The following is a 21,027-nucleotide window of genomic DNA, read 5'->3' on the forward strand; positions in this document are numbered from 1 at the left end:
TATCGCGGGGTGGTGCCAGTGTATGCGAGTTAGCTGCGGCTCCCCGTGTTTTCTTTCTCGGCGGTGGGTGCGCCGGGGCTGACCTGGAAGTGTGGGTTGCTGCGGGAGGTATCCTTAAGCAGGCTGGTGTGGGTCGGGGGATCGGAGGGAACGTGCTCGGGGCGACGTTCCTCCATGCGGCGGCGCACCTCCGGCACGACGTCCCGGCCCAGCCTCTCCACCTGATCCAGTACCACCTCCAGGGGCAGGCCGGCGTGATCCACGAGGAAGAGTTGGCGCTGGTAATCACCTACCCAGTCAGCGAACTGCATGGTGCGCTCGATGGCCTGCTCGGCGGTACCCACTGTCAGCGGGGTCATCTCGGTGAACTCCTCCAGGGAGGGGCCGTGCCCATACACGGGGGCGTTATCAAAGTAGGGGCGGAATTGCTTTTTCGCCTCGGCCTCGGAATCCGCCAGGAACACGTGTCCGCCGAGGCCCACGATGGCCTGGTCGGCGCGGCCGTGCCCGAAGGCCTCGAAGCGGCGTCGATAGTTATGCACCATGGAGGCGGTGTGTTCCTTGTTCCAGAAGATGTTGTTGTGGAAGAAGCCGTCTCCGTAGAAGGCCGCCTGCTCCGCGATCTGCGGGGAGCGGATGGAGCCGTGCCATACGAAGGGCGGGACGTCATCGAGAGGCCACGGGGTTGAGGTATAGCCGTGCAGCGGGGTGCGGAACTTGCCCTCCCAGTTCACGGTGCGCTCGCGCCACAGCCTGCGCAACAGGTGATAATTCTCCACCGCGAGGAGTATTCCCTGGCGGATGTCCTTGCCAAACCACGGGTACACCGGGCCGCTATTGCCGCGCCCGAGCATGAGGTCATTGCGGCCGCCGGAAAGATGCTGGAGGAAGGCGTAATCCTCCGCGATCTTCACGGGATCGTTGGTGGTGATCAGCGTGGTGGAGGTGGAAAGCCGCAGCCGCGTGGTCTTGGCGGCGATGTAGGCCAGGTGGGTGGTGGGGGAGGAGGGAACGAAGGGCGGGTTGTGGTGTTCCCCGGTGGCAAAGACGTCCAAGCCCACTTCTTCCGCCTTGAGGGCGATGGCGGTGATGGCCTCGATGCGCTCGGCCTCGCTGGGGGTGCGGCCGGTGGTGGGGTCCTGGGTGACGTCTCCTACGCTCATGATTCCGAATTGCATGATCTTGTTCCTTACTTCCTGTCGATCCTGGAGGCTCTAATCACGAGCCCTTCTATGACATGTCAACAAAACCCTGCCCGGCCTATTCCCGACCTATGCGCCCCATTCCCTCGCCTCCTATTCTCGCGCGCTGCGGCCTCGTGTGCCGTGGCCTTGTGTACCCGCCTGGCCCAGGGTGTGCTGGTGATCCAGGTATGCCGCCACCAACTGCGCGGTGACATCGGAATTGAGGCTGCGCACGCCGGGAACCGGGGGCCGGGTGAGTACGGCGAGTTGGGTAATGAACTCATGGGCCAGGAGGTCGGGGGAAACAAGGCCGTGATGCGCGGCGACGTCCAGGATGGCCTGCGTGCGCTGGCGTACCAGCGCGCGGTGCCGGGCCCCCTCCTCGCCCAGCTCCTCCAGGGGGGCGGGGGCAAGGGCGGGGATCAGCGCGCCGGTGCCGAGATCGACGAGGGAGAGGACGAAGCCTCGCCACGTTTGATCGGCGCGGGAGGGGTCGGCGGAGAGCCTGGTGAGGGTGTCTAGTTCGATGGTCTCTACCACTTCCAGGAGATAAAAGGAGCAGGTGAGGATGAGTGCCGCGCGGCCGGGAAAGTTGCGGTAGACCGTGGCAATTCCCACCTGGGCGCGTTCGGCTACGCGCTCCATGGTGACCTCGGCGGGGTGATGGGTGCGGAAGAGATCGCAGGCGGCGTCGATAATGCGTTGCCTGCGTTCGCGGGCGTCGGTGCGCACGGCGCGGGAGGCCTCCCTCGTGATATTGGGCCCGATGGGGCGGTGGGGGTGGGATGATGGGGTGCTGCGGGTGCTTGCGGGTGAGGCGCGTGGCGTGGTTGCACACGGGTTGACACCGCACTGCCGCGCATGAAGTATAGATCGGTGGGAAGTGAGAGTCTATCCTCCACTTGATCGCGAACAAGAGGAAGTCACCATGAATGATGGGAGTACAGCCCGGCATCGCTCGGCCTTTACCCTCGCGGCCAACGAGGTGCGCGTGCAGGCCGAGCAGCCCGAGCCGGGGTGGAGCTTCTCCGTGGGGCCGGGGCTGACCCTGCTGCGCAACAGCCGCGAGAACTTTCACACGGCCTTAAGCCTCACCCTGGCGGGGCGGCGACGCCCCACCGCGGGTTCGGTCAGCCTCGACCACCGTGGGATCACCACGCAGCGCCATGCGGATCTCTTTAAACTTGTGGCGCTGGCCGGCGCCGCGGAGGTGGATACCCTCGACCGCATCGTTCCCGTGCGCGCCGTCCTGCGCGAACAGGTCAACTGGGCCAGCCCCTGGTGGAAGCATGTGGGCAAGGATCTGTGGGAGCACGATCTGGTGCGCCCCTGGCTGCAACCCCTGGGCCTGGACATCGACCTCGACGCCAAGGTGGGCGAGATTGACCCGCATGATCGCTTCCGCCTGCGGGTGCTGCTGGCGCTCGTGGCCCGCAAGGACGCCGCGGTGCTTATCATGGATGACGTGGATCAGGTGCGGGATATGGAACTGCGCGACGAGATCCTCGCGGAGTTGCGGGAACTCTCGCTGAGCCTTCCGGTGGTGGCCTCCACGGTGAACCCAGACTTCTCCGGCCTGGCCACCAGGGTGATTGACCTGCGCGCTTCCGGCGAGGCTACCGGGGAAGGCAACGCGCACGGCGAAAGCGAAGAGCGGCACAGAGAACACAGCGGGCACGGTGGGCACGGTGGGCACGGTCAACGCGGGTCCGGGGAGGCAGGCGGCACGCCCATGACTCCCGACACCCCGGCCGCGCCCGCCACGGCGATGACTGCCACAGCGATGACCGCGCAGGATCGCGCCCGTATCCCGGCCCACCAGGATGAGATTCCTACCTTGTCGGAGGAAAACTGATGTCCCTGCTCCATATTGGTTCCGAGTTCCGGCGCTTTGGCCACGGGGTGCTCCCGCGCCTGGCGATCCTCGTGGTCACCTGCCTGCCGTTGGTCTTTGGCGGGCTCTTCGTGTGGGCCTACTATGACCCGATCGGGCACATGGATAAACTCCCCGTGGCCCTGGTGAACTCCGATGAGGGAGCGCAGAGGGACGGTACCACCATCAACGCGGGGCAGCAGGTGGCGGAGAACATGCTCCAATCCGATCAACTGGATTTCCACCTGGTTTCCGCCGATGACGCCAAGAGAGGCGTGACCCAGGGCGATTATTACTTCGCGGTGGAACTGCCCACCGATTTCTCCCAGGCCGCCGTGAGCGTGAACTCGGAGAACCCGCACAGCGCCAAGCTCAACGTGGCTCTGTACAACAACAACGGCTTCATTCCGACGATGGTGGGTAACCAGGCCACCCTCATCATGCTTCAGGCTATCGACGCGGAGTTAGGCAAGCAGATCAGCAATCAACTCCTGGTGGGCTTCAACACCATCGGGGAGAAGATGGGGCAGGCCGTGGACGGCTCTCAGCAGCTTGCCGACGGCTCCACCACGGCCCGCGACGGTTCCCAGCAGCTTGCCGACGGCTCCACCACGGCCCGCGACGGTTCCCAGCAGCTCACCGAGGGATCCGGCACGCTCACCGAGAAACTCGGGGAGGCCGATGCCGGCGCCCACAAACTCGCCGACGGTGCCGGACAGCTCGATGACGGTTTAAGCCGTGCCAAGGACGGCTCTCAGCAACTCGCGGACGGCCTGGGACAGCTCAGCGCGGGCACCGAGCGCCTGGCCGACGGCGCGGGTCAGGTCTCCGGCGGTGTGGATCAGGTGGTGGATAGCCTCAACGCCGTGGCCGGGGTGCAGCAAAACCTCGTGGGCCGCCTGGACAACGCCGCGGGCCTGCTGCGCGAGGCGAATCTTCCACCCACTAACGGTCTGGCCGCCGAAGTGGAGGGTCTCGCCGCGAGCATCCGGGAATCCGGGCTGAGCCAGGATCGGCTCAACCAGTTGCTGCAACTCCAAGACGGCGCCCGGCAGATCGCGGATCAACTGGGCAACCCCGTGTCCGAATACCGCTCCGGCATGGATCGCGCCGCCAGCGCCTCGCAGGAACTCGCCGCCGGAATCTCCCAACTCAAGGACGGTTCCGCGCAGTTGAGAGTGGGGGCAAACACGCTTGCCGACGGCACCAGCCAGCTTGTCGAGGGCAGCCGACAACTCACCGTGGGCGCCACCGCCCTGCGTGATGGCCTGGTGACCCTGGATTCTGGGGCCGGTGACCTCGCCAATGGCCTGGGGCGGCTGGACGACGGCGCGGGCGAACTCAGCCTGCGCCTGGGCCAGGGAGCCTCCCAGGTACCCACCTGGGAGGGGCAGCGCCTTGACGACGCATCCACCGCTGCCGGTCAACCCGTAGAACGGGAACTGGTGGATCAGGACGTGACCAAGTTTGGCGTGGGGCTCGCCCCCTTCTTCATGAGCCTGGCGCTATTTATGGGCTCCTTCGCCATGTGGATGGTGCTGCGCCCCCTGCAACTGCGCGCCGTGGACTCGGGCACCAACCCCCTGCGCGCCGTGCTGGCCAGCTACCTCCCCGGTGTGATCGTGGGCCTGTCCCAGGCCACCATCGTGTGGGTGGTGCTGGAGTTCCTCATCGGGCTGAAGTCCGAGCACCCGATCCTCATGCTGGGCTGCATGTGGGGGGTCTCGGCGGTATTCGTGGCGGTGAGCCAGATGATTAACGCCGTGGTGGGGGCCACCGCAGGGCGCGTGATCTGCATGATCTTCATGGCCGTGCAGCTCACCTCCTCGGGCGGGCTCTATCCGGTGGAAACGCAGCCCGCCTTCTTCGGCTGGGTGCACCCGGTTGACCCCATGACCTACAGCGTGAACCTCTTCCGCTACGCCATCCTGGGCGCGGAGGCCGGGGATCACCGCGCGATTACCGCCGTGGGCGTGCTGATCTTCGTGGGTGCACTCTCCTTGTTCCTCTCCTCGATGGCCGCGCGGCGGCACCGGGTAATCAAGCACAAGGATCTTCACCCGGAGTTGCAGGTATAACCGGCATTATCCCTGGTACACGCCGCGCTCTAGGGTATCGCAGGAGGCCATCTTCCCGGTTTCATAGCCGCGGAGGAAGGCCTCTTTGCGCTCCTGTGAGGTGCCGTGCGTAAAGCCCTCGGGGTTGACCTCGCCCCCGGAGCGCCGCTGAATGTTATCGTCGCCCACGGCCCCTGCGGTCTCGATGGCCTGGTTGAGCTGTTCCTCGCTAAAGGCCTCAAGGCCGTGGTTGTTGTTGGCGTGATGCGCCCACAACCCGCCATAACAATCGGCCTGGAGTTCGATCTTCACGGCGTTGGAATCCGCGCCGGGGTTGCGGTAATCGCTTAGGCCCAGGGTTCCTTCCAGGTGCTGAATGTGGTGGCCAAACTCGTGGGCCTCGATGTACATCTGCGCCAGGGGGCCCGCGGAGCCGCCCAGGGAGGAGAGTTGCTCGAAGAAGGAGACGTCAAGGTACACGGTCTCATCGCCGGGGCAGTAAAACGGGCCGGTGGCCGAACTCGCGGCCCCGCACCCGGTGGTCACGGAGGCCCGGAAGAGGTTGAGCCCGGGTTGGGTATAGGCGATGCCGGACTGCTCGGGAAGCAGCGTTTCCCACACCTCGTCGAGGGTCTGCGCGGTGGCGATCATGCGGCAGTCGTCATAAGCGTTGGCGTCCTCGGCGGTGCCCTGGCAGTGCTCCAGGCTGTAGCCTCCGGTGTTGCGGTCGGTGGCCAGGTTCCCGTTCTGGCCCAGGAGGCCGCCGAGGTCGGAGGGGTTACCACCGAGGAAGAGGTAGAGACCCACCAAGACCAGGGTGCCCACGCCGCCACCGGCGATGAGGCCTCCCCGGCCGTCGGAAGAGGAGGCGCGCCCGGCATCATACGAGGCATCGTTGCGGAAAGTCATGATTGTTATGCTGCCACAGGCACCCGCGCGGGCAGGGGTATCGCGGCCGAGGAGGCCCCGGGGAGGTAAACTACGCGGTTGTACTATTTATCCTGACAGTATCTCTAGGGGAAGGACCAGAGGCTCCGTGCTGCGTACTCACCTTGCGGGGGAACTCCGCAAAGAACATGCCGGTCAAACTATCACCCTCACGGGCTGGGTGGCCCGGCGGCGCGATCACGGCGGCGTGATCTTTATTGATCTGCGCGATCGCTCCGGGGTGGCCCAGGTGGTATTCCGTGATTCCGAGGTGGCCACCCGCGCGCACGACCTGCGCAGCGAATACGTGGTGCGGGTCACCGGCGTGGTAGAGGCCCGCCCGGAGGGCTCGGAGAACCCCAATCTTCCTTCCGGCGAGATTGAGGTGAACGTCACCGAGCTGGAGGTGCTCAACGAGTCCGCCGCCCTGCCTTTCCAGATCGACGATCCCTCCGCCAGCGGCGAGGTGGGCGAGGAGACCCGCCTGCGCTACCGCTATCTGGATCTGCGCCGCAAGGAGCAGGGGGAGGCGCTGCGTCTGCGCTCCCGCGCCAACCGCGCGGCGCGCGTGGTGCTGGACAAGCATGACTTCACCGAGATCGAGACGCCCACGCTCACCCGTTCCACCCCGGAGGGGGCGCGGGACTTCCTGGTTCCGGCCCGATTGAAGCCCGGTACCTTTTATGCGCTGCCGCAGTCTCCACAGCTGTTTAAGCAGCTGCTCATGGTGGCGGGCATGGAGCGCTACTACCAGATCGCGCGCTGCTACCGGGACGAGGATTTCCGCGCGGATCGTCAGCCGGAGTTCACCCAGCTCGACGTGGAGATGAGCTTCGTGGATCAGGAGGACGTGATTGTCCTCGCGGAAGAGATCCTGGTGGAGCTGTGGAAGCTCATCGGCTATGAGATCCCCACCCCGATCCCGCGCATGACGTACGCGGAGGCGATGGAAAAATACGGCTCCGACAAGCCCGACCTGCGCTTTGACATCCAGATCACCGAGTGCACGGAGTTCTTCAAGGACACCACGTTCCGCGTGTTCCAGAATGAGTACGTGGGTGCCGTGGTCATGTCCGGTGGGGCTTCCCAGCCGCGCCGCCAGCTCGACGCCTGGCAGGAGTGGGCCAAGCAGCGCGGGGCCAAGGGTCTGGCCTACATCCTGGTGGGTGAGGACGGCGAGCTGAGCGGGCCGGTGGCCAAGAACATCACCGAGCAGGAGCGAGCCGGGATCGCCGAGCACGTGGGCGCGCGGCCGGGCGATTGCATCTTCTTTGCGGCGGGGGACACCAAGTCCTCCCGGGCCCTGCTGGGCGCGGCCCGCGGGGAGATCGCCGCCAAGCTGGGCCTCATCAAGGAGGGCGACTGGGCCTTTACCTGGGTGGTAGATGCCCCGCTGTTCGAGCCGGCCGCCGACGCCACCGCCTCCGGCGACGTGGCCCTGGGTCATTCCGCGTGGACGGCCGTGCATCACGCCTTTACCTCGCCCAAGCCCGAGTGGCTGGATGCCTTCGATGAAAACCCCGGCGAGGCCACGGCCTACGCCTATGACATCGTGTGCAACGGCAACGAGATCGGCGGCGGTTCCATCCGTATCCACCGCCGCGATGTGCAGGAGCGCGTGTTCAATGTGATGGGCATCGCGGAGGAGGAGGCCCGCGAGAAGTTCGGCTTCCTGCTGGATGCCTTTGCCTTTGGCGCCCCGCCGCACGGCGGCATCGCCTTTGGCTGGGATCGCATCGTCTCCCTGTTGGGTGGGTTCGATTCCATCCGAGACGTCATTGCCTTCCCCAAGTCCGGCGGCGGCGTCGATCCGCTGACCGACGCCCCGGCGGCGATCACCGCGCAGCAGCGCAAGGAATCCGGCATTGACGCCAAACCGGCCAAGGCCGGGAAAGCAGAGAAGGCGGAAAACCAGGGCTAACTGCCCCGAAGATGGACGAGGGATGTGGCGATTTGCTGCCCAGTAACCAGGAGATTCTGGATCGCGCCGAGGCACTGCTGTCCAAGCGCTTCGGCGGAACCCAGCGTTGCGTGGACGCGGAACTGCTCACCGGGGGTGGTAACGCCGTGGTGCACAGGGTGAAGCTGAGCCCCAATCCCTTCCTTCAGGAGCGCTCGGCGGTGGTGAAATACATTCCCGTCACCGACGATGCCCTCGATGACGCCGCCCTGGTGCGCGAGGTGGTGGCCTATCAGTTCACCACCTCGCTGAGCGAGGAGGCGCGTCCCGGCCCGGTGCTGCTGGCCTATGACATCGCCCAGCGGATCATCGTGATTACGGATTCCGGCGACGGCGATACCTTCGCGGACCTGCTCACCAGCGGGGACGAGGAGCGGCGGATCAATATCCTGCGCAACCTGGGGCAGGCCCTGGGGCTCATGCACGCCGCCACCGCCAGGCGCGAGCAGGACTTTGTTTCCCTGCGCTCCCGCATGGCGCGCGCGCACCCCAAGGCGGCGCAGATCAACCGCTACCGGGTGGCCTCCCAGGAGTACGGTATCCGCCAGGGCCTTGATCTGGTGCGCCGGGCGGGCATCGAGGTACCGGACGCGGTGGAGCGCACGGCGCGGGAGGCAATCCGGCGCCTGCGCAGCGGGCAGCGGGCGTTTACCCCCTTTGATCTCTCCCCGGATAACATCATCGTGGCCGAGCGCACGCACTTTTTGGATTACGAGTGGGCCGATTTCCGGGATACCGCCTTTGACCTGGCCAGCGTGGTAGCGGGCTTCCCGCAGTTCCTATTCGCCCGCACCATCAGCGATGATGAGGCGGATGCCTTCATCGACGCCTGGGCGCGGGAGGTGGAAGAGCTATGGCCGGAGGTCGGCGGGGATCGCGGCGAGGATACCCTGCGTTCCCGCCTGGTCACCGCGCTGGTGGGATTGGCCCTGGGCGAGGTCACCTCCATGCACCTGGGAACCTCGCACAACCTGGTGCACGCGGTGGCCGAGGCGGCGGGAGACCCCTCCATCGGCTTGGAGGAGGATCAGGTGCTGCCCGTGGAGCGCCTGCTGCGCCCGGCGGAGCAGGGGGGCTTTAGCGAGGCGGAAACGATGATCCGCCGGGACCTCTACGAGACCTTTGATGCTTTATACCGCTACGCCGCCCGCGATGGCGGGCCGGTGGCGGACTTCGCGCGGGACGTGGTGGCGCGCCTTCAGGAGGGCGTGGCCCGCGAGGCGCGGGGCGTCGGGGCGTCGGAAGTTTAGTGGCAGTGGCACAGGAATCCCTCTTCGGCCCGGAGGATCGGGAAGATCGCGCTACGGATTACTTCGAGGCCTCCTCGGACGCGCCCCTGGCGGCGCGGATGCGCCCGCGCAGCCTGGAGGAAATGGTGGGTCAGCAGCACGTGCTGGGGCCGGGTACCCCGCTGCGGCGGCTCATTCAGGGCTCGGGGGAGGCCTCGGTGATCCTCTACGGGCCGCCGGGCACGGGCAAGACCACGGTGGCCTCCCTCATTAGCGCGGCCACGGGCCAGCACTTCGTGGGGCTTTCCGCGCTGAGCGCTGGGGTGAAGCAGGTGCGCGAGGTCATTACCCAGGCCCGCCGAGACCTGGCGCGCGGGGAGCGCACCGTGCTTTTTATTGATGAGGTGCACCGCTTTTCCAAGACGCAGCAGGACGCGCTGCTGGCGGCGGTGGAAAACCGCACGGTGTTGCTGGTGGCGGCAACCACGGAAAATCCCTCCTTCTCCGTGGTTGCCCCGCTGCTCTCCCGCTCCCTGCTGCTCCAGTTACAGCCGCTTTCGGAAGAGGACCTGCGGGTGCTTGTTCACCGCGCGGTGACAGATCCCCGGGGCCTGGACGGGCGGATCACGGTAGCGGAACAGGCCGTGGATCACCTGGTGCGACTGGCCGGGGGAGACGCCCGCCGCGTTCTCACCTACGTGGAGGCCGCGGCCGAGGCGGTACCGGACGGCGGGGAACTCACGGCGGAGACCGTGCAGGCCAACGTGAACCGCGCGGTGGTGCGCTATGACCGCGACGGCGACCAGCACTATGACGTGATTAGCGCCTTCATCAAGTCCATACGCGGTTCCGACGTCGATGCCGCCCTGCATTACCTGGCCCGCATGATCGAGGCCGGGGAGGACCCCCGATTCATCGCCCGCAGGCTCATCATTCACGCCAGCGAGGACATCGGTCTCGCCGATCCCACGGCTCTCCCCACGGCGGTGGCGGCGGCCGAGGCGGTGCAAAAGATCGGCTTCCCGGAGGGGCGCATCGTGCTCGCCCAGGCCACCATCCATCTGGCCACCGCGCCCAAATCCAACGCCGTGGTGCGGGCTATCGACGCCGCCCAGGCGGACATCCGTGCGGGAAGAATCGGGCATGTGCCCCCGCACCTGCGCGATGGGCATTATGAGGGGGCCAAGAATCTAGGCAACGCGGTGGGGTACCGATACCCCCACGATGACCCGCGCGGGGTGGTGGAGCAGCGCTATATCCCCGAGGAACTGGATGACGCGGTGTATTACCAGCCCACCGAGCACGGCGGGGAAAAACGCATCAGCGATTACCTGGGACGGCTGCGCCGCATGGTGCGCGGAACCAAGCGGCGGTAGGGGAAGCGACCGCGTGCCGGCTGGGGTGCCGTCTGAGGTAAAGTAACCACCCGTAGTAACGGACGAATAGTTAAGGAAGAGACGCTCGTGCAGACTCATGAGATCCGGGAGAGGTTTACCCAGCACTTCGTGGCCGCCGGCCACACCGAGGTGCCCAGCGCCTCGCTGATCCTGGACGATCCGAACCTGTTGTTCGTCAACGCCGGCATGGTGCCGTTCAAGCCTTACTTCCTGGGGCAACAGAATCCGCCCTTTGCGCAGGGGACGGCCACCTCGATCCAGAAGTGCGTGCGCACCCTGGACATCGACGAGGTGGGCATTACCACCCGCCACAACACGTTCTTCCAGATGGCGGGCAACTTCTCCTTTGGCCAGTACTTCAAGGAGGGCGCGATCACGCACGCCTGGACGCTGCTCACCGGCTCCGTGGAGGAGGGCGGATACGGCCTTGACCCGGAGCGCCTGTGGGTGACGGTGTACCTAGACGATGACGAGGCCGCCGACATCTGGCACGAGAAGATGGGCGTGCCGCGCGAGCGGATTCAGCGCCTGGGCATGGAGGATAACTACTGGTCCATGGGCGTTCCCGGCCCCTGCGGGCCGTCCTCGGAAATCTATTACGATCGCGGCCCGGAATACGGCAAAGAGGGCGGCCCCATCGCGGACGATAACCGCTACATGGAGATCTGGAACCTCGTGTTCATGGAGAATGAGCGCGGGGAGGGAACCGGCAAGGGGAACTTTGAGATCCTTGGCCCCCTGCCCAAGAAGAACATTGATACCGGCCTGGGCGTGGAGCGCGTGGCCTGCATCTTGCAGGGCGTGGATAACGTGTATGAGACGGATTTGCTGCGCCCGGTGATCGAGGCCGCCGAGAAGATCACCGGCACCTCCTACGAGGATCCCCGCAGCGATCGGGCTCAGGATATTCGCTTCCGCGTGATCGCGGATCACTCGCGCACCGCCATGATGATTATCTTGGACGGCGTGACCCCCTCCAACGAGGGGCGCGGCTATATCCTGCGCCGCCTGCTGCGCCGCATTGTGCGCTCGGCCCGGCTGTTGGGGGCCACCGGGCCCACGATGGAAACCTTCATGAACACCATCATGGACACCATGACGCCCTCGTACCCGGAGATCGCGGAGAACCGCGAGCGCATCGTGAAGGTGGCCGTGGCGGAGGAAACCGCCTTCCTCAAGACGCTGGAATCCGGGACGCACCTCTTTGAGCAGGCGGTGAACGCGCTCAAAGAGGATAAGAGCAGCACCGTCACCGGCGACCAGGCCTTCGCGCTGCATGATACCTACGGCTTCCCCATCGACCTCACCCTGGAGATGGCCGCGGAGGCGGGCCTGGAGGTAGACATGGCGGGCTTTGAGGCCGCGATGGCGCAGCAGAAGTCCCGCGCCAAGGCCGATAGCCAGGCCAAGAAGCACGGGCATGCCGATCTCTCCGTGTACCGCGAGTTCGTGGACAACCACCCCACGGAGTTCGTGGGGTACACCACCCTGGAGGCTCCCGGCACCGTGCTGGGCCTGCTCAGCGAGGGCACCCTGGTGGGGGAGGCCCACGAGGGTCAGGAGGTGGAGGTCATCGTGGACTCCACGCCCATGTACGCCGAGTCCGGCGGACAGCTGGGCGATCGGGGGCAGATCAAGACCGGCGATGCCCTCCTGGACGTCCATGACGTGCAAAAGATCGGCAAGAAGCTCTGGGTACACAAGGCCACCGTGACCAAGGGCGGGCTCGACGTGGGCAGCCCCGTGACCACGGTGGTAGACGGCGCCTGGCGCCACGGCGCGCGCCAGGCGCACTCGGCCACGCATCTGATCCACGCCGCGCTGCGCCAGGTACTCGGCCCCACGGCGGTGCAGGCGGGCTCACTGAACCGCCCTGGTTATCTGCGCTTTGACTTCAACTACACCGATCAGTTGACCCCGGAGCAGGTGCGCGAGATCGAGCGCATCGCCAACCAGGCCGTGGACGCGGACTGGCAGGTTAACACCGTGGAGACCTCTCTGGATCAGGCCAAGAAGATGGGCGCGATGGCCCTCTTTGGCGAGAACTACGGCGAGGTGGTGCGCGTGGTGGAGATTGGTGGCCCGTTCTCCATGGAGCTGTGCGGCGGCACGCACGTGGCCCATTCCTCCCAGATCGGCCCCATCTCCGTGCTGGGGGAGTCCTCCGTGGGCTCCGGCGCGCGGCGCATTGAGGCCTACTCCGGCATGGATGCCTTTGCCTACATGTCCAAGGAGACGGCCTTGGCCTCGGGGCTTGCCACCATGCTCAAGTCCTCCAGCGAGGATCTCCCGGAACGCATCGCGCAGCTCACCGCCAAGCTCAAGGAGACGGAAAAAGCCGTGGAGCGCCTGCGCCGAGCGCAGTTGGCAGCGCAGTCCGCGCAGTTCGCGGCGGCGGCCGCCGTCATCAACGGTTTCCGAGTGGTCACCGCTCGCCTTCCCAAGAACACCGCTGCGGGTGACCTGCGCGTGCTGGCCACGGAGGCGCGCCAGCGCTTTGGCGGTGAGGACGCGGTGATTCTCCTTGCCTCTCAGAACGAGGAGAAGGGTAACGTGCCGTTCATCGTGGCGGCCACGAAGTCCGCGGTGGAGCGGGGGGCCAACGCGGGTTCCCTGGTCAAGCTCCTGGGCCAGTATGTGGAGGGCCGCGGCGGCGGCAAGGCAGACATGGCGCAGGGCTCCGGTGTGAGGGAAGAAGGCCTGGTAGACGGCTTTGACGCGGTGAAGCGGGAGCTGGAATCGCTGTAATCTTCCTCGCACCGCTCGCATAAACCGGGGAATTACCGTATAAGTATATTGCGAAAAGGTCACGGCCAGTAGCGGTTCTGTGACCATTTCGTTACACTATGTGTGGTCTTGGTGCGCCGGACAATCAGTATTGCCTGGTAGGTACGGTTTCTGCGACCATTTTCTTTTTGTTATCCAACCCAGGAGGTACGCGGTCTTTTATGGCGGTCAGAGTGGACACCCCCGGTTCTGATGATCCCGGTGCCGGTCGGCGCGTGGGGATTGACGTGGGGACCGTCCGCATCGGCGTGGCCGTGAGCGATCGCGCCGCCATGTTGGCCACCCCGGTGGAGACGGTGCCCCGCGAGACGGGGCTGAAGGATCATGACCGGGGCGATATTGATCGCCTTATGGAGATCATCGAGTCCTACGAGGCCGTGGAGGTTGTTGTGGGGCTGCCCCGTGACCTCAAGGGAAATGGATCACGCAGCGTCAAACACGCTAAGGATATTGCGTTTCGCATCAAGCGGCGGTTGAGCAGGGCCGGAAGCAGGGCACCCGTGCGCCTTGCCGACGAGCGCCTGACCACCGTCGCCGCCACCCAGGCCCTTCAGGCCTCGGGGGTTAGCGCCAAGAAAGGGCGAGCATTCATCGATCAGGCCGCAGCGGTGGAAATCCTGCAAACCTGGCTCGATGGCCGCGCTCATGCCATTGCCGACGACGAGGAGAAGTCTCAATGACCAAGAAACCGCGCCGCTCGCCCAAGGGGCGTCGGATGGACCCCAAGTACGTGAAGCGCCGTCAGCGCGGCGCCGCGGTGCTGGTGGCCGCCATCATCTTGATTGTCGGTGCCCTGGGGTGGATCGCGTTGAATGTGGTGGGTGCCGTGGGCGGTAATGACTACGAGGGCGAGGGCAACGGTGTGGTGCAGCTGGTGCAGGTGCCGGAGGGCTCCTCCGTGTCCGAGTTGGGCCAGGAGCTAGAGGAGCGCGGCATCGTCAAGACAGACGCCGCCTACCAGAGCGCCGCCTTTAGCAACCCCAATGCGGGAAGCATCCAGCCGGGCTTTTACCGCCTCCAGGAGGAGATGAGCGCGGCGTCGGCCGTGGCGGCTCTGCTTAACCCCGCGAACAAGGTGGAGATGCTGGACGTTCAGGGTGGCTCCACCCTCATGGACGTGACGGTGGTGGCGGGGGATACCCGCAAGGGCATTTACACCATGATCTCCGAGGTCTCCTGCGCGGAGGCCGGGCAGGGCAATTGCGTGACGGCCGAGCAACTCCGCCAGGTGGCGGCCACCACCGCCCCGCAGGAACTGGGCGTGCCGGACTGGGCGGTGGCCTCGGTGCTGGAGCGCGGTGATGATCCCCGCCGCATCGAGGGACTGATCCGCCCGGCGCAGTACGTGATTGACCCGAGCATGGACGCCAAGGCCATCCTCAAGGATCTCATCACCCGTTCCGCGGATTATTACGAGTCCACCAACATCGAGCAGCGCGCGCAGGCCATCGGCCTGACCCCTTACGAGCTGCTCACTGCGGCTTCCCTGGTGGAGCGCGAGGCCCCGGCCGGAGACTTTGACAAGGTGGCCCGCGTGATCCTCAACCGTTTGCATGAGCCCATGCGCCTGGAGTTCGATTCCACGGTGAACTATGGCCTCTCCGAGCAGGAGGTGGCAACCACGGACGGCGATCGCGCCCGCGTTACCCCGTGGAACACCTATGCCAAGGACGGCCTGCCGGACACCCCCATCGCGGCCCCCTCCGACGAGGCCATTGAGGCGATGGAGAATCCGGCAGAAGGTAACTGGCTCTTCTTTGTCACCGTGGATCAGCAGGGCACCACCGTGTTCAACGATGACTTTGATTCCCACCAGCGTTCCGTGGAAGAGGCCATGGGCAGCGGTATCCTCGACAGCAACCGATGAACCACGCCAATCAGCCTCGGTGCGCGGCCGTGCTGGGCGCGCCCATCGAGCATTCGCTTTCCCCGGTGCTGCACCGGGCGGGTTACGCGGCCGCGGATCTGACGGGCTGGGAGTACCACCGCCGGGAATGCCGGGCGGAGGATCTGCCCGGGATCGTGGGGCAGGCCGGCCCGGAATACGCGGGTTTTTCCGTGACCATGCCGGGAAAGTTTGCCGCGTTGGAATACGCCACGGAGGCCACCGATCGCGCCCGCGCCATCGGCGCGGCTAATACCTTGGTGCGCGTGCCCGGTGGCTGGCGGGCGGATAACACGGACGTGGAGGGGATCCTCGGCGCCCTAGGAGAACTGGGGGTGCGCTCTCCCCGGCGGGCGCTGCTGGTGGGATCCGGCGGCACGGCCCGGCCCGCCCTCTATGCCTTGGCGCAGATGGGGGTACGGCGCGTGGACGTGCTCAACCGCAGCGATCGGGTGGCGGAGCTGCGCCCGCTGGTGGCCGGAACCCCCTGCGAGGTGGTGGGGCACCGGCTTGGCGATGAGACGGTGGGTCTAGCCGCGCTCGCGCGCAGCGCGGAGGTCATCGTCTCCACCGTGCCCAGCGCGGCGATAGCGGACTACGTGCAGGACTTGGCCCACGGCCGGGTGCTGGACGTGATCTATGATCCCTGGCCCACGCCCCTGTGCACCCAGGCGGCGGCCAATGGCTTCCGCACGGTGGGCGGGCATGTGATGCTGGCCCATCAGGCGTATAGCCAGTTCGAGCAGTTCACGGGCGTTACGGCCCCCCGCACGGCCATGCACCGCGCCTTGGAGGAGCACATCGGCTAGCCTGGTATCCCATGTGGGGGTCATACATGGGGGTGGGGTTATGGTTGTGCGCGCTCGTGTGGTGGGACGCACGGCGGGGAATACTGCCGCACGCGCTGACGTTGCCGGGCATCGTGGTGGCCTGGGCCTGGGCGCTGCACCAGAACCCGTGGTGGATCGTTGGCGGGGCGGCGTGGGCCGTGATGTACGCCGTGATCGGCTGGGTGGTGCGGGGAATAGGCGGGGGCGATGTAAAATTGGCGGCCAGCCTGGGCGTGATGGCCTGTGCCGGGGGCGGGATAAGCGGTTGGTGCGTGGCCACCCTCGGGGCCTCAATCCTCTCTCTGGCGCTCATGGTGGTACTGCGGCGCGGCAGGGTGCCGCACGGGCCGTCGATGGTTCTATCTACGCTATGCGGCGCGTTGATGTGAAAGAATGGCGGGCATGCTTCGTTGGACTACCTCTGGGGAATCACACGGCCAGGCGCTGATCGCCTTGGTGGAGCACATGCCGGCCGACGTTCCGCTTACTCGTGAGGATATTGCTGGCCAGTTGGCGCGACGTCGCCTCGGGTATGGCCGGGGGGCGCGCATGAAGTTCGAGGCGGACGAGGTCACCATCATAGGCGGCGTGCGCCACGGCCGGACGCTGGGCAGCCCGGTATCCATCATGATCGGCAACACGGAATGGCCCAAGTGGACCACCATCATGTCCGCCGATCCGGTGGATCTTTCCGATCCCGAGGTGGCTGCGGCGATGAACTCCGGGCGCGGGGCGGCCCTGACCCGGCCGCGCCCCGGCCACGCGGACTTTTCCGGCATGGTGAAGTACGGCTTCACCGAGGCCCGCCCGGTGCTAGAACGCTCCTCCGCGCGGGAAACCGCCGCGCGCGTGGCGGCCGCCACCTTAGCGCGCAACTTCCTCCGCGAGGCGCTGGGCGTGGAGGTGCTCTCGCACGTGGTTTCCATCGGCGCTTCGCGGCCCTCCCAGGGGCAGCCGCAACCCGGCGATACCGAGGCCATCGACGCCTCCCCGGTGCGCGCCTGCGACCCTGAGGCGGAGGCATCCATGATCGAGGAGATTGAGGCGGCCAAGAAGTCCGGGGATACTCTTGGTGGAATCGTGGAGGTGGTGGTGCATGGGCTTCCCATCGGCTTGGGCTCCCATGTCTCCGGCGAGGATCGCCTGGATTCTCAGCTCGCCGCGGCCCTCATGGGGATTCAGTCCGTCAAGGGAGTGGAAGTGGGTGACGGCTTTGAGGAGGCTCGCCGCCGGGGCAGCGAGGCACACGATGAGATGGTGCGCACCGCACAGGGAGTGGAGCGCACCACGAACCGAGCGGGAGGCCTGGAGGGGGGCATGACCAACGGGCAGGCGCTGCGGCTGCGTGCCGCGATGAAGCCGATCTCCACGGTGCCGCGCGCCCTGCGCACGGTGGATATGGCCACCGGCGCGGCCGCCTCGGCCATTCACCAGCGTTCCGATGTGTGCGCCGTCCCGGCGGGGGCCGTGGTGGCCGAGGCGATGGTGGCCCTGGTGCTCGCCCGCGCGGTGCTGCACAAGTTCGGCGGAGACTCCCTGGGGGAAACTCGGCGCAATATCCGGGGGTACCTGGAGGGTGTGCAACGGCGGCTCTCCTTCGATTCCGAGGATATGGGCGTGGACGATACCGAGGGGGAGCGCCAATGAGCCCCGCGGTGATCCTGGTGGGCCCCCCCGGGGCGGGAAAGTCCACGGTGGCGCGCCGCCTGGGTAACGCGCTGAACCTCCCGGTGCTGGATACGGACGAGCTCATCGCCCAGGAATGCGGCAAACCCTGCGGCGAGGCGTTTGTGGAGCTCGGTGAGTCTGCCTTCCGAGAGGTGGAGGCCCGGTACGTGGCCCAGGCGCTTAACCACGGCGGCGTGGTGAGCCTGGGCGGCGGGGCGGTGACTCACCCCGAGAGCCGCGAGGCGCTGCGGGAGCACGTGGTGGTGTGGGTGGACGTCAGCGCGGAGGAGGGGGTGCGCCGCACCCTGGCGGAGGGAACTCGCCCGGTGCTGGAGGCCGAGGATCCCGCCGCGCGCTACCGCAGCCTTCTGGAGCAGCGGGAGCCGTGGTACCAGGAGGTGTCCACGCACCGGGTGCGCACCGACGGGCGTACCCCCGCCCAGGTGGTATCCAGGATTCTGGCGATTCTTGACGTAGAGCAATAACCATGCGCGACGGCGATCGGAGAGATAATCATGCCGAGCATTGAGGTTCGAGGCCCCCACCCCTACACCGTGACCATTGGTTCCGGGTTGGGACAGCGGGTGCGAGACGAGGTTCGGGGACGCGCCGCGATCATTCACCAGCCGGTGATGCGCCCGGCGGCGGCGGAACTGGCCGAGGTATGCGGTCCCGATAGCCTCCTCATCGAGGTTCCGGACGCGGAGGCCGGCAAGAGCCTGGACACGCTGGCGATGATCTGGGACCGCGTGGGCCGGGCCGGCTGGACGCGCCGCGATACCGTGGTGGGCCTGGGCGGCGGGGCGGTCACGGACGTGGCGGGTTTTGCCGCCGCCACTTGGATGCGGGGGATTCGCGTGGTGCAGGTGCCCACCACCCTGCTGGCGATGGTGGACGCCGCCGTGGGCGGAAAGACGGGCATTAATACCTCCCTGGGGAAGAACTTGGTGGGCGCCTTCCACGAGCCCGCCGCGGTGATCATTAACCTCGATTACCTGCGCACCCTGCCCCGAGCGGAGATGGTGGCGGGTTCCGCGGAGATCATCAAAATCGGATTCATCGCGGATCCGGTGATCCTGGATCGCTATGAGGAGAACCCCGCCGCGGCTCTCGATCCCGAGGGGTTCCTGCCGGAACTCATCGAGCGATCCGTGCGGGTTAAGGCACAGGTGGTGGGGGAGGACCTCAAGGAGGCCGGATTGCGGGAGATCCTTAATTACGGCCATACCTTTGGCCATGCCGTGGAGCTGCGTGAGGATTACCGATGGCGGCACGGCTCCGCCGTAGCCGTGGGCATGATGTTCGTGGCCCACCTTGCTCACGGCCGGGGGCTTATCGATGCCGCCCTGGTACGCAGGCACCGAGACATCCTGGATTCCGTGGGGTTGCCCGTTTCCTACGAGCAGGGACACTTTGAAGCCCTCCACGCTGCGATGGCGAAGGACAAGAAGAACCGCGAGGGAACCATACGGTTTGTGGTGCTCGACGGGGAACCCGGGAGCACCACCCGCCTGGAGGGGCCCAGCGAGACAGAACTGAAGGCGGCGTACCGGGCGTTAGCGGGCATGGGACAGGAAGGAAAGGCGTAAAAGATGACCACGATCATGGTGCTCAACGGGCCCAACCTGAACCGCCTGGGAAAGCGCCAGCCGCATATTTATGGTTCCACCACCCTGGCCGAGGTGGAGGCCATGCTCCTGGAGGAGGCCCGGACCCTGGGCGTGGAGGTAGAGTCCCGCCAATCCAACGCGGAGCACGTGCTCATCGAGTGGGTGCACGAGGCCGCGGACGCCGGGTACCCCGTGATTATCAACCCCGGGGGCCTGACGCATACCTCGGTGGCGCTGCGCGATGCCCTCGCGGAGATCGCCGAGGGGCCCGGCTTTATCGAGGTACACATCTCCAATGTGCACGCGCGCGAAGCCTTCCGCCAGCACAGTTATCTCTCCCCGATCGCGCTGGCGGTCATCGCGGGATTGGGAGTGGAGGGCTACCGGGTGGCGCTGGGTTACCTGGCGCGCCGGGGATAGCGCGGGGGTAAGAGTTGGGGGAGATAAGGCAGGGAAGCGCTTACACTGAGCGGTGGAGATCGCTCACAGACAATCCGTATTCAAGGAGGACATCATGGCCCTAGCCGATACTCGTTATTCCCAGCGTCGTCGCACCCTTGCGGCGCGCCTGGCGGGACAGCGCATTGACATGATGTTGGTGACCAACCTCATTCACGTGCAATACCTCTCCGGTTTCACTGGCTCCAACGCGGCGCTCATGCTTTCCAAGGAACTCAATCCGCAGATTTCCACGGACGGGCGATACATCACCCAGGTGGCGGAGGAGGTGCCCGATATTGAGGCGCTCATCGCTCGCAACTGCGCCGCAGCCTTGTTGTCCCAGGTGGAGGGCCCACGCCGCGTGGGCATCGAGGCTGACGAGATAAGCGTGGCGCAGTGGGAGGCCCTTCAGAAGGTGGCGGGGGAAGACGTCACTTTAGTGCCCGTGCGCGGGGTGGTGGAGGAACTGCGCCTGGTCAAAGATCCCCGCGAATTGGAGAGCCTGCGCGAGGTCGCGGAACTAGCCTCGCAGGCGTACCGGGATCTTCTCGCGGCGGGGGAACTGGCGGTGGGCCGCGCGGAGCGGGACATCGCCGCGGATCTGGAATACCGCATGCGAAAGGCCGGCGCGGAGCACACGAGCTTTGACACAATTATTGCCTCCGGGCCCAACTCCGCCAAACCTCACCACGGGGCGGGGGAGCGGGTGCTTCAGCGCGGAGACCTGGTGACCGTGGACTTTGGGGCGTTCATGGGGGGCTTTAACTCGGACATGACTCGCACGGTGGTCATGGGCGAGGCCGACGAGTTTTCCACGGAGATCTACGAGGTGGTCAAGAGGGCTCAAACGGCCGGGGTGGAGGCCGCCACGGTGGGCACGGCGCTCGCGGACGTCGATCGTGCCACCAGGGAGATCATCGAGGAGGCCGGGTACGGGGAGTACTACATTCATTCCACAGGGCATGGCGTGGGTCTGGAGGTGCACGAGGGGCCCTACGCCTCCTCCTCGGGGGAGGGGGAATTGCGCGAGGGCATGACGCTGACCATCGAGCCGGGAATCTACGTGCCGGGGCGGGGCGGGGTGAGGATCGAGGATACCCTCATCATCACGCCCGGCTCCCCGGAAGTGATTACCCGGGTGAGCAAGGACCTCACGGTATTGTAGACTGGCACAGTTAG

18 protein-coding genes are annotated in these 21,027 nt (G+C 66.2%); 15 read left to right on the forward strand and 3 right to left on the reverse strand.

Annotated elements, in window-relative coordinates; genetic code table 11:
* Positions 1-29: 29 nt before the first annotated feature.
* Together Cocul_RS03010 and Cocul_RS03015 are read right to left on the reverse strand one after the other, a co-directional pair.
* On the reverse strand, positions 30-1,178 hold the full coding sequence (locus tag Cocul_RS03010) for a CE1758 family FMN-dependent luciferase-like monooxygenase (RefSeq protein WP_055121806.1): 1,149 nt from the start codon (positions 1,176-1,178) through the stop codon (positions 30-32).
* Positions 1,179-1,295: 117 nt separating this feature from the next.
* A complete protein-coding gene (locus Cocul_RS03015; RefSeq protein ID WP_055121807.1) occupies positions 1,296-1,916 on the reverse strand; it encodes a TetR/AcrR family transcriptional regulator in 621 nt (206 codons plus the stop codon).
* Positions 1,917-2,112: 196 nt separating this feature from the next.
* On the opposite strand from Cocul_RS03015, the gene Cocul_RS03020 reads away from it, so the two are divergent.
* Positions 2,113-3,039: a hypothetical protein gene (locus tag Cocul_RS03020; RefSeq protein ID WP_055121808.1), complete on the forward strand. Its 927-nt coding sequence runs from the start codon at positions 2,113-2,115 to the stop codon at positions 3,037-3,039.
* The gene (locus tag Cocul_RS03025; protein WP_055121809.1) at positions 3,039-5,135 is read left to right on the forward strand and encodes a YhgE/Pip domain-containing protein; all 2,097 of its coding nucleotides are present in this window, start codon (positions 3,039-3,041) and stop codon (positions 5,133-5,135) included. Before Cocul_RS03020 ends, Cocul_RS03025 begins: the two co-directional genes overlap by 1 nt.
* 6 nt (positions 5,136-5,141) lie before the next feature.
* On the opposite strand, the gene ypfJ is transcribed toward Cocul_RS03025, so the two are convergent.
* A complete protein-coding gene (ypfJ, locus tag Cocul_RS03030; protein ID WP_055121810.1) occupies positions 5,142-6,023 on the reverse strand; it encodes a KPN_02809 family neutral zinc metallopeptidase in 882 nt (293 codons plus the stop codon).
* 127 nt (positions 6,024-6,150) lie between these two features.
* Here ypfJ and aspS point away from each other — a divergent pair, with 127 nt between their 5' ends.
* The 13 genes from aspS to Cocul_RS03095 all read left to right on the forward strand — a co-directional run bounded on the left by aspS (position 6,151) and on the right by Cocul_RS03095 (position 21,013).
* Positions 6,151-7,962, forward strand: a complete 1,812-nt coding sequence (gene aspS / locus Cocul_RS03035) for an aspartate--tRNA ligase (protein ID WP_055121811.1) — start codon at positions 6,151-6,153, stop codon at positions 7,960-7,962.
* A 32-nt stretch (positions 7,963-7,994) separates the two neighbouring features.
* Positions 7,995-9,251 carry a phosphotransferase family protein gene (locus tag Cocul_RS03040; protein WP_082422151.1) on the forward strand — a complete coding sequence of 419 codons (1,257 nt, stop codon included), beginning with the start codon at positions 7,995-7,997 and terminating at the stop codon, positions 9,249-9,251.
* A 5-nt stretch (positions 9,252-9,256) separates the two neighbouring features.
* A complete protein-coding gene (locus tag Cocul_RS03045) occupies positions 9,257-10,606 on the forward strand; it encodes a replication-associated recombination protein A (RefSeq protein WP_055122021.1) in 1,350 nt (449 codons plus the stop codon).
* A gap of 87 nt (positions 10,607-10,693) precedes the next feature.
* On the forward strand, positions 10,694-13,375 hold the full coding sequence (alaS, locus tag Cocul_RS03050) for an alanine--tRNA ligase (RefSeq protein ID WP_055121813.1): 2,682 nt from the start codon (positions 10,694-10,696) through the stop codon (positions 13,373-13,375).
* 200 nt (positions 13,376-13,575) lie between these two features.
* The gene (gene ruvX / locus Cocul_RS03055) at positions 13,576-14,094 is read left to right on the forward strand and encodes a Holliday junction resolvase RuvX (RefSeq protein WP_055121814.1); all 519 of its coding nucleotides are present in this window, start codon (positions 13,576-13,578) and stop codon (positions 14,092-14,094) included.
* Complete coding sequence (mltG, locus tag Cocul_RS03060) at positions 14,091-15,281, forward strand: endolytic transglycosylase MltG (protein ID WP_055121815.1); 1,191 nt, start codon at positions 14,091-14,093, stop codon at positions 15,279-15,281. Before ruvX ends, mltG begins: the two co-directional genes overlap by 4 nt.
* Positions 15,278-16,108, forward strand: a complete 831-nt coding sequence (locus tag Cocul_RS03065) for a shikimate dehydrogenase (RefSeq protein ID WP_055121816.1) — start codon at positions 15,278-15,280, stop codon at positions 16,106-16,108. Before mltG ends, Cocul_RS03065 begins: the two co-directional genes overlap by 4 nt.
* Positions 16,109-16,119: 11 nt before the next feature.
* On the forward strand, positions 16,120-16,518 hold the full coding sequence (locus tag Cocul_RS03070) for a prepilin peptidase (protein ID WP_055121817.1): 399 nt from the start codon (positions 16,120-16,122) through the stop codon (positions 16,516-16,518).
* A 13-nt stretch (positions 16,519-16,531) separates the two neighbouring features.
* Positions 16,532-17,776, forward strand: coding sequence for a chorismate synthase (aroC, locus tag Cocul_RS03075; RefSeq protein WP_055121818.1), 1,245 nt, complete (start codon positions 16,532-16,534; stop codon positions 17,774-17,776).
* Positions 17,773-18,282, forward strand: a complete 510-nt coding sequence (locus Cocul_RS03080; protein WP_055121819.1) for a shikimate kinase — start codon at positions 17,773-17,775, stop codon at positions 18,280-18,282. The genes aroC and Cocul_RS03080 overlap by 4 nt, the downstream gene beginning before the upstream one ends.
* A 30-nt stretch (positions 18,283-18,312) precedes the next feature.
* Positions 18,313-19,386: a 3-dehydroquinate synthase gene (gene aroB, locus Cocul_RS03085; protein WP_055121820.1), complete on the forward strand. Its 1,074-nt coding sequence runs from the start codon at positions 18,313-18,315 to the stop codon at positions 19,384-19,386.
* Positions 19,387-19,389: 3 nt separating this feature from the next.
* Positions 19,390-19,827 (forward strand): type II 3-dehydroquinate dehydratase, encoded by a 438-nt coding sequence (gene aroQ, locus Cocul_RS03090; protein WP_055121821.1) that lies wholly within the window; start codon positions 19,390-19,392, stop codon positions 19,825-19,827.
* A 94-nt stretch (positions 19,828-19,921) separates the two neighbouring features.
* A complete protein-coding gene (locus tag Cocul_RS03095) occupies positions 19,922-21,013 on the forward strand; it encodes an aminopeptidase P family protein (protein ID WP_055122022.1) in 1,092 nt (363 codons plus the stop codon).
* Positions 21,014-21,027: the final 14 nt, after the last annotated feature.

The organism is Corynebacterium oculi (assembly GCF_001412105.1).
GTDB lineage: Bacteria > Actinomycetota > Actinomycetes > Mycobacteriales > Mycobacteriaceae > Corynebacterium > Corynebacterium oculi.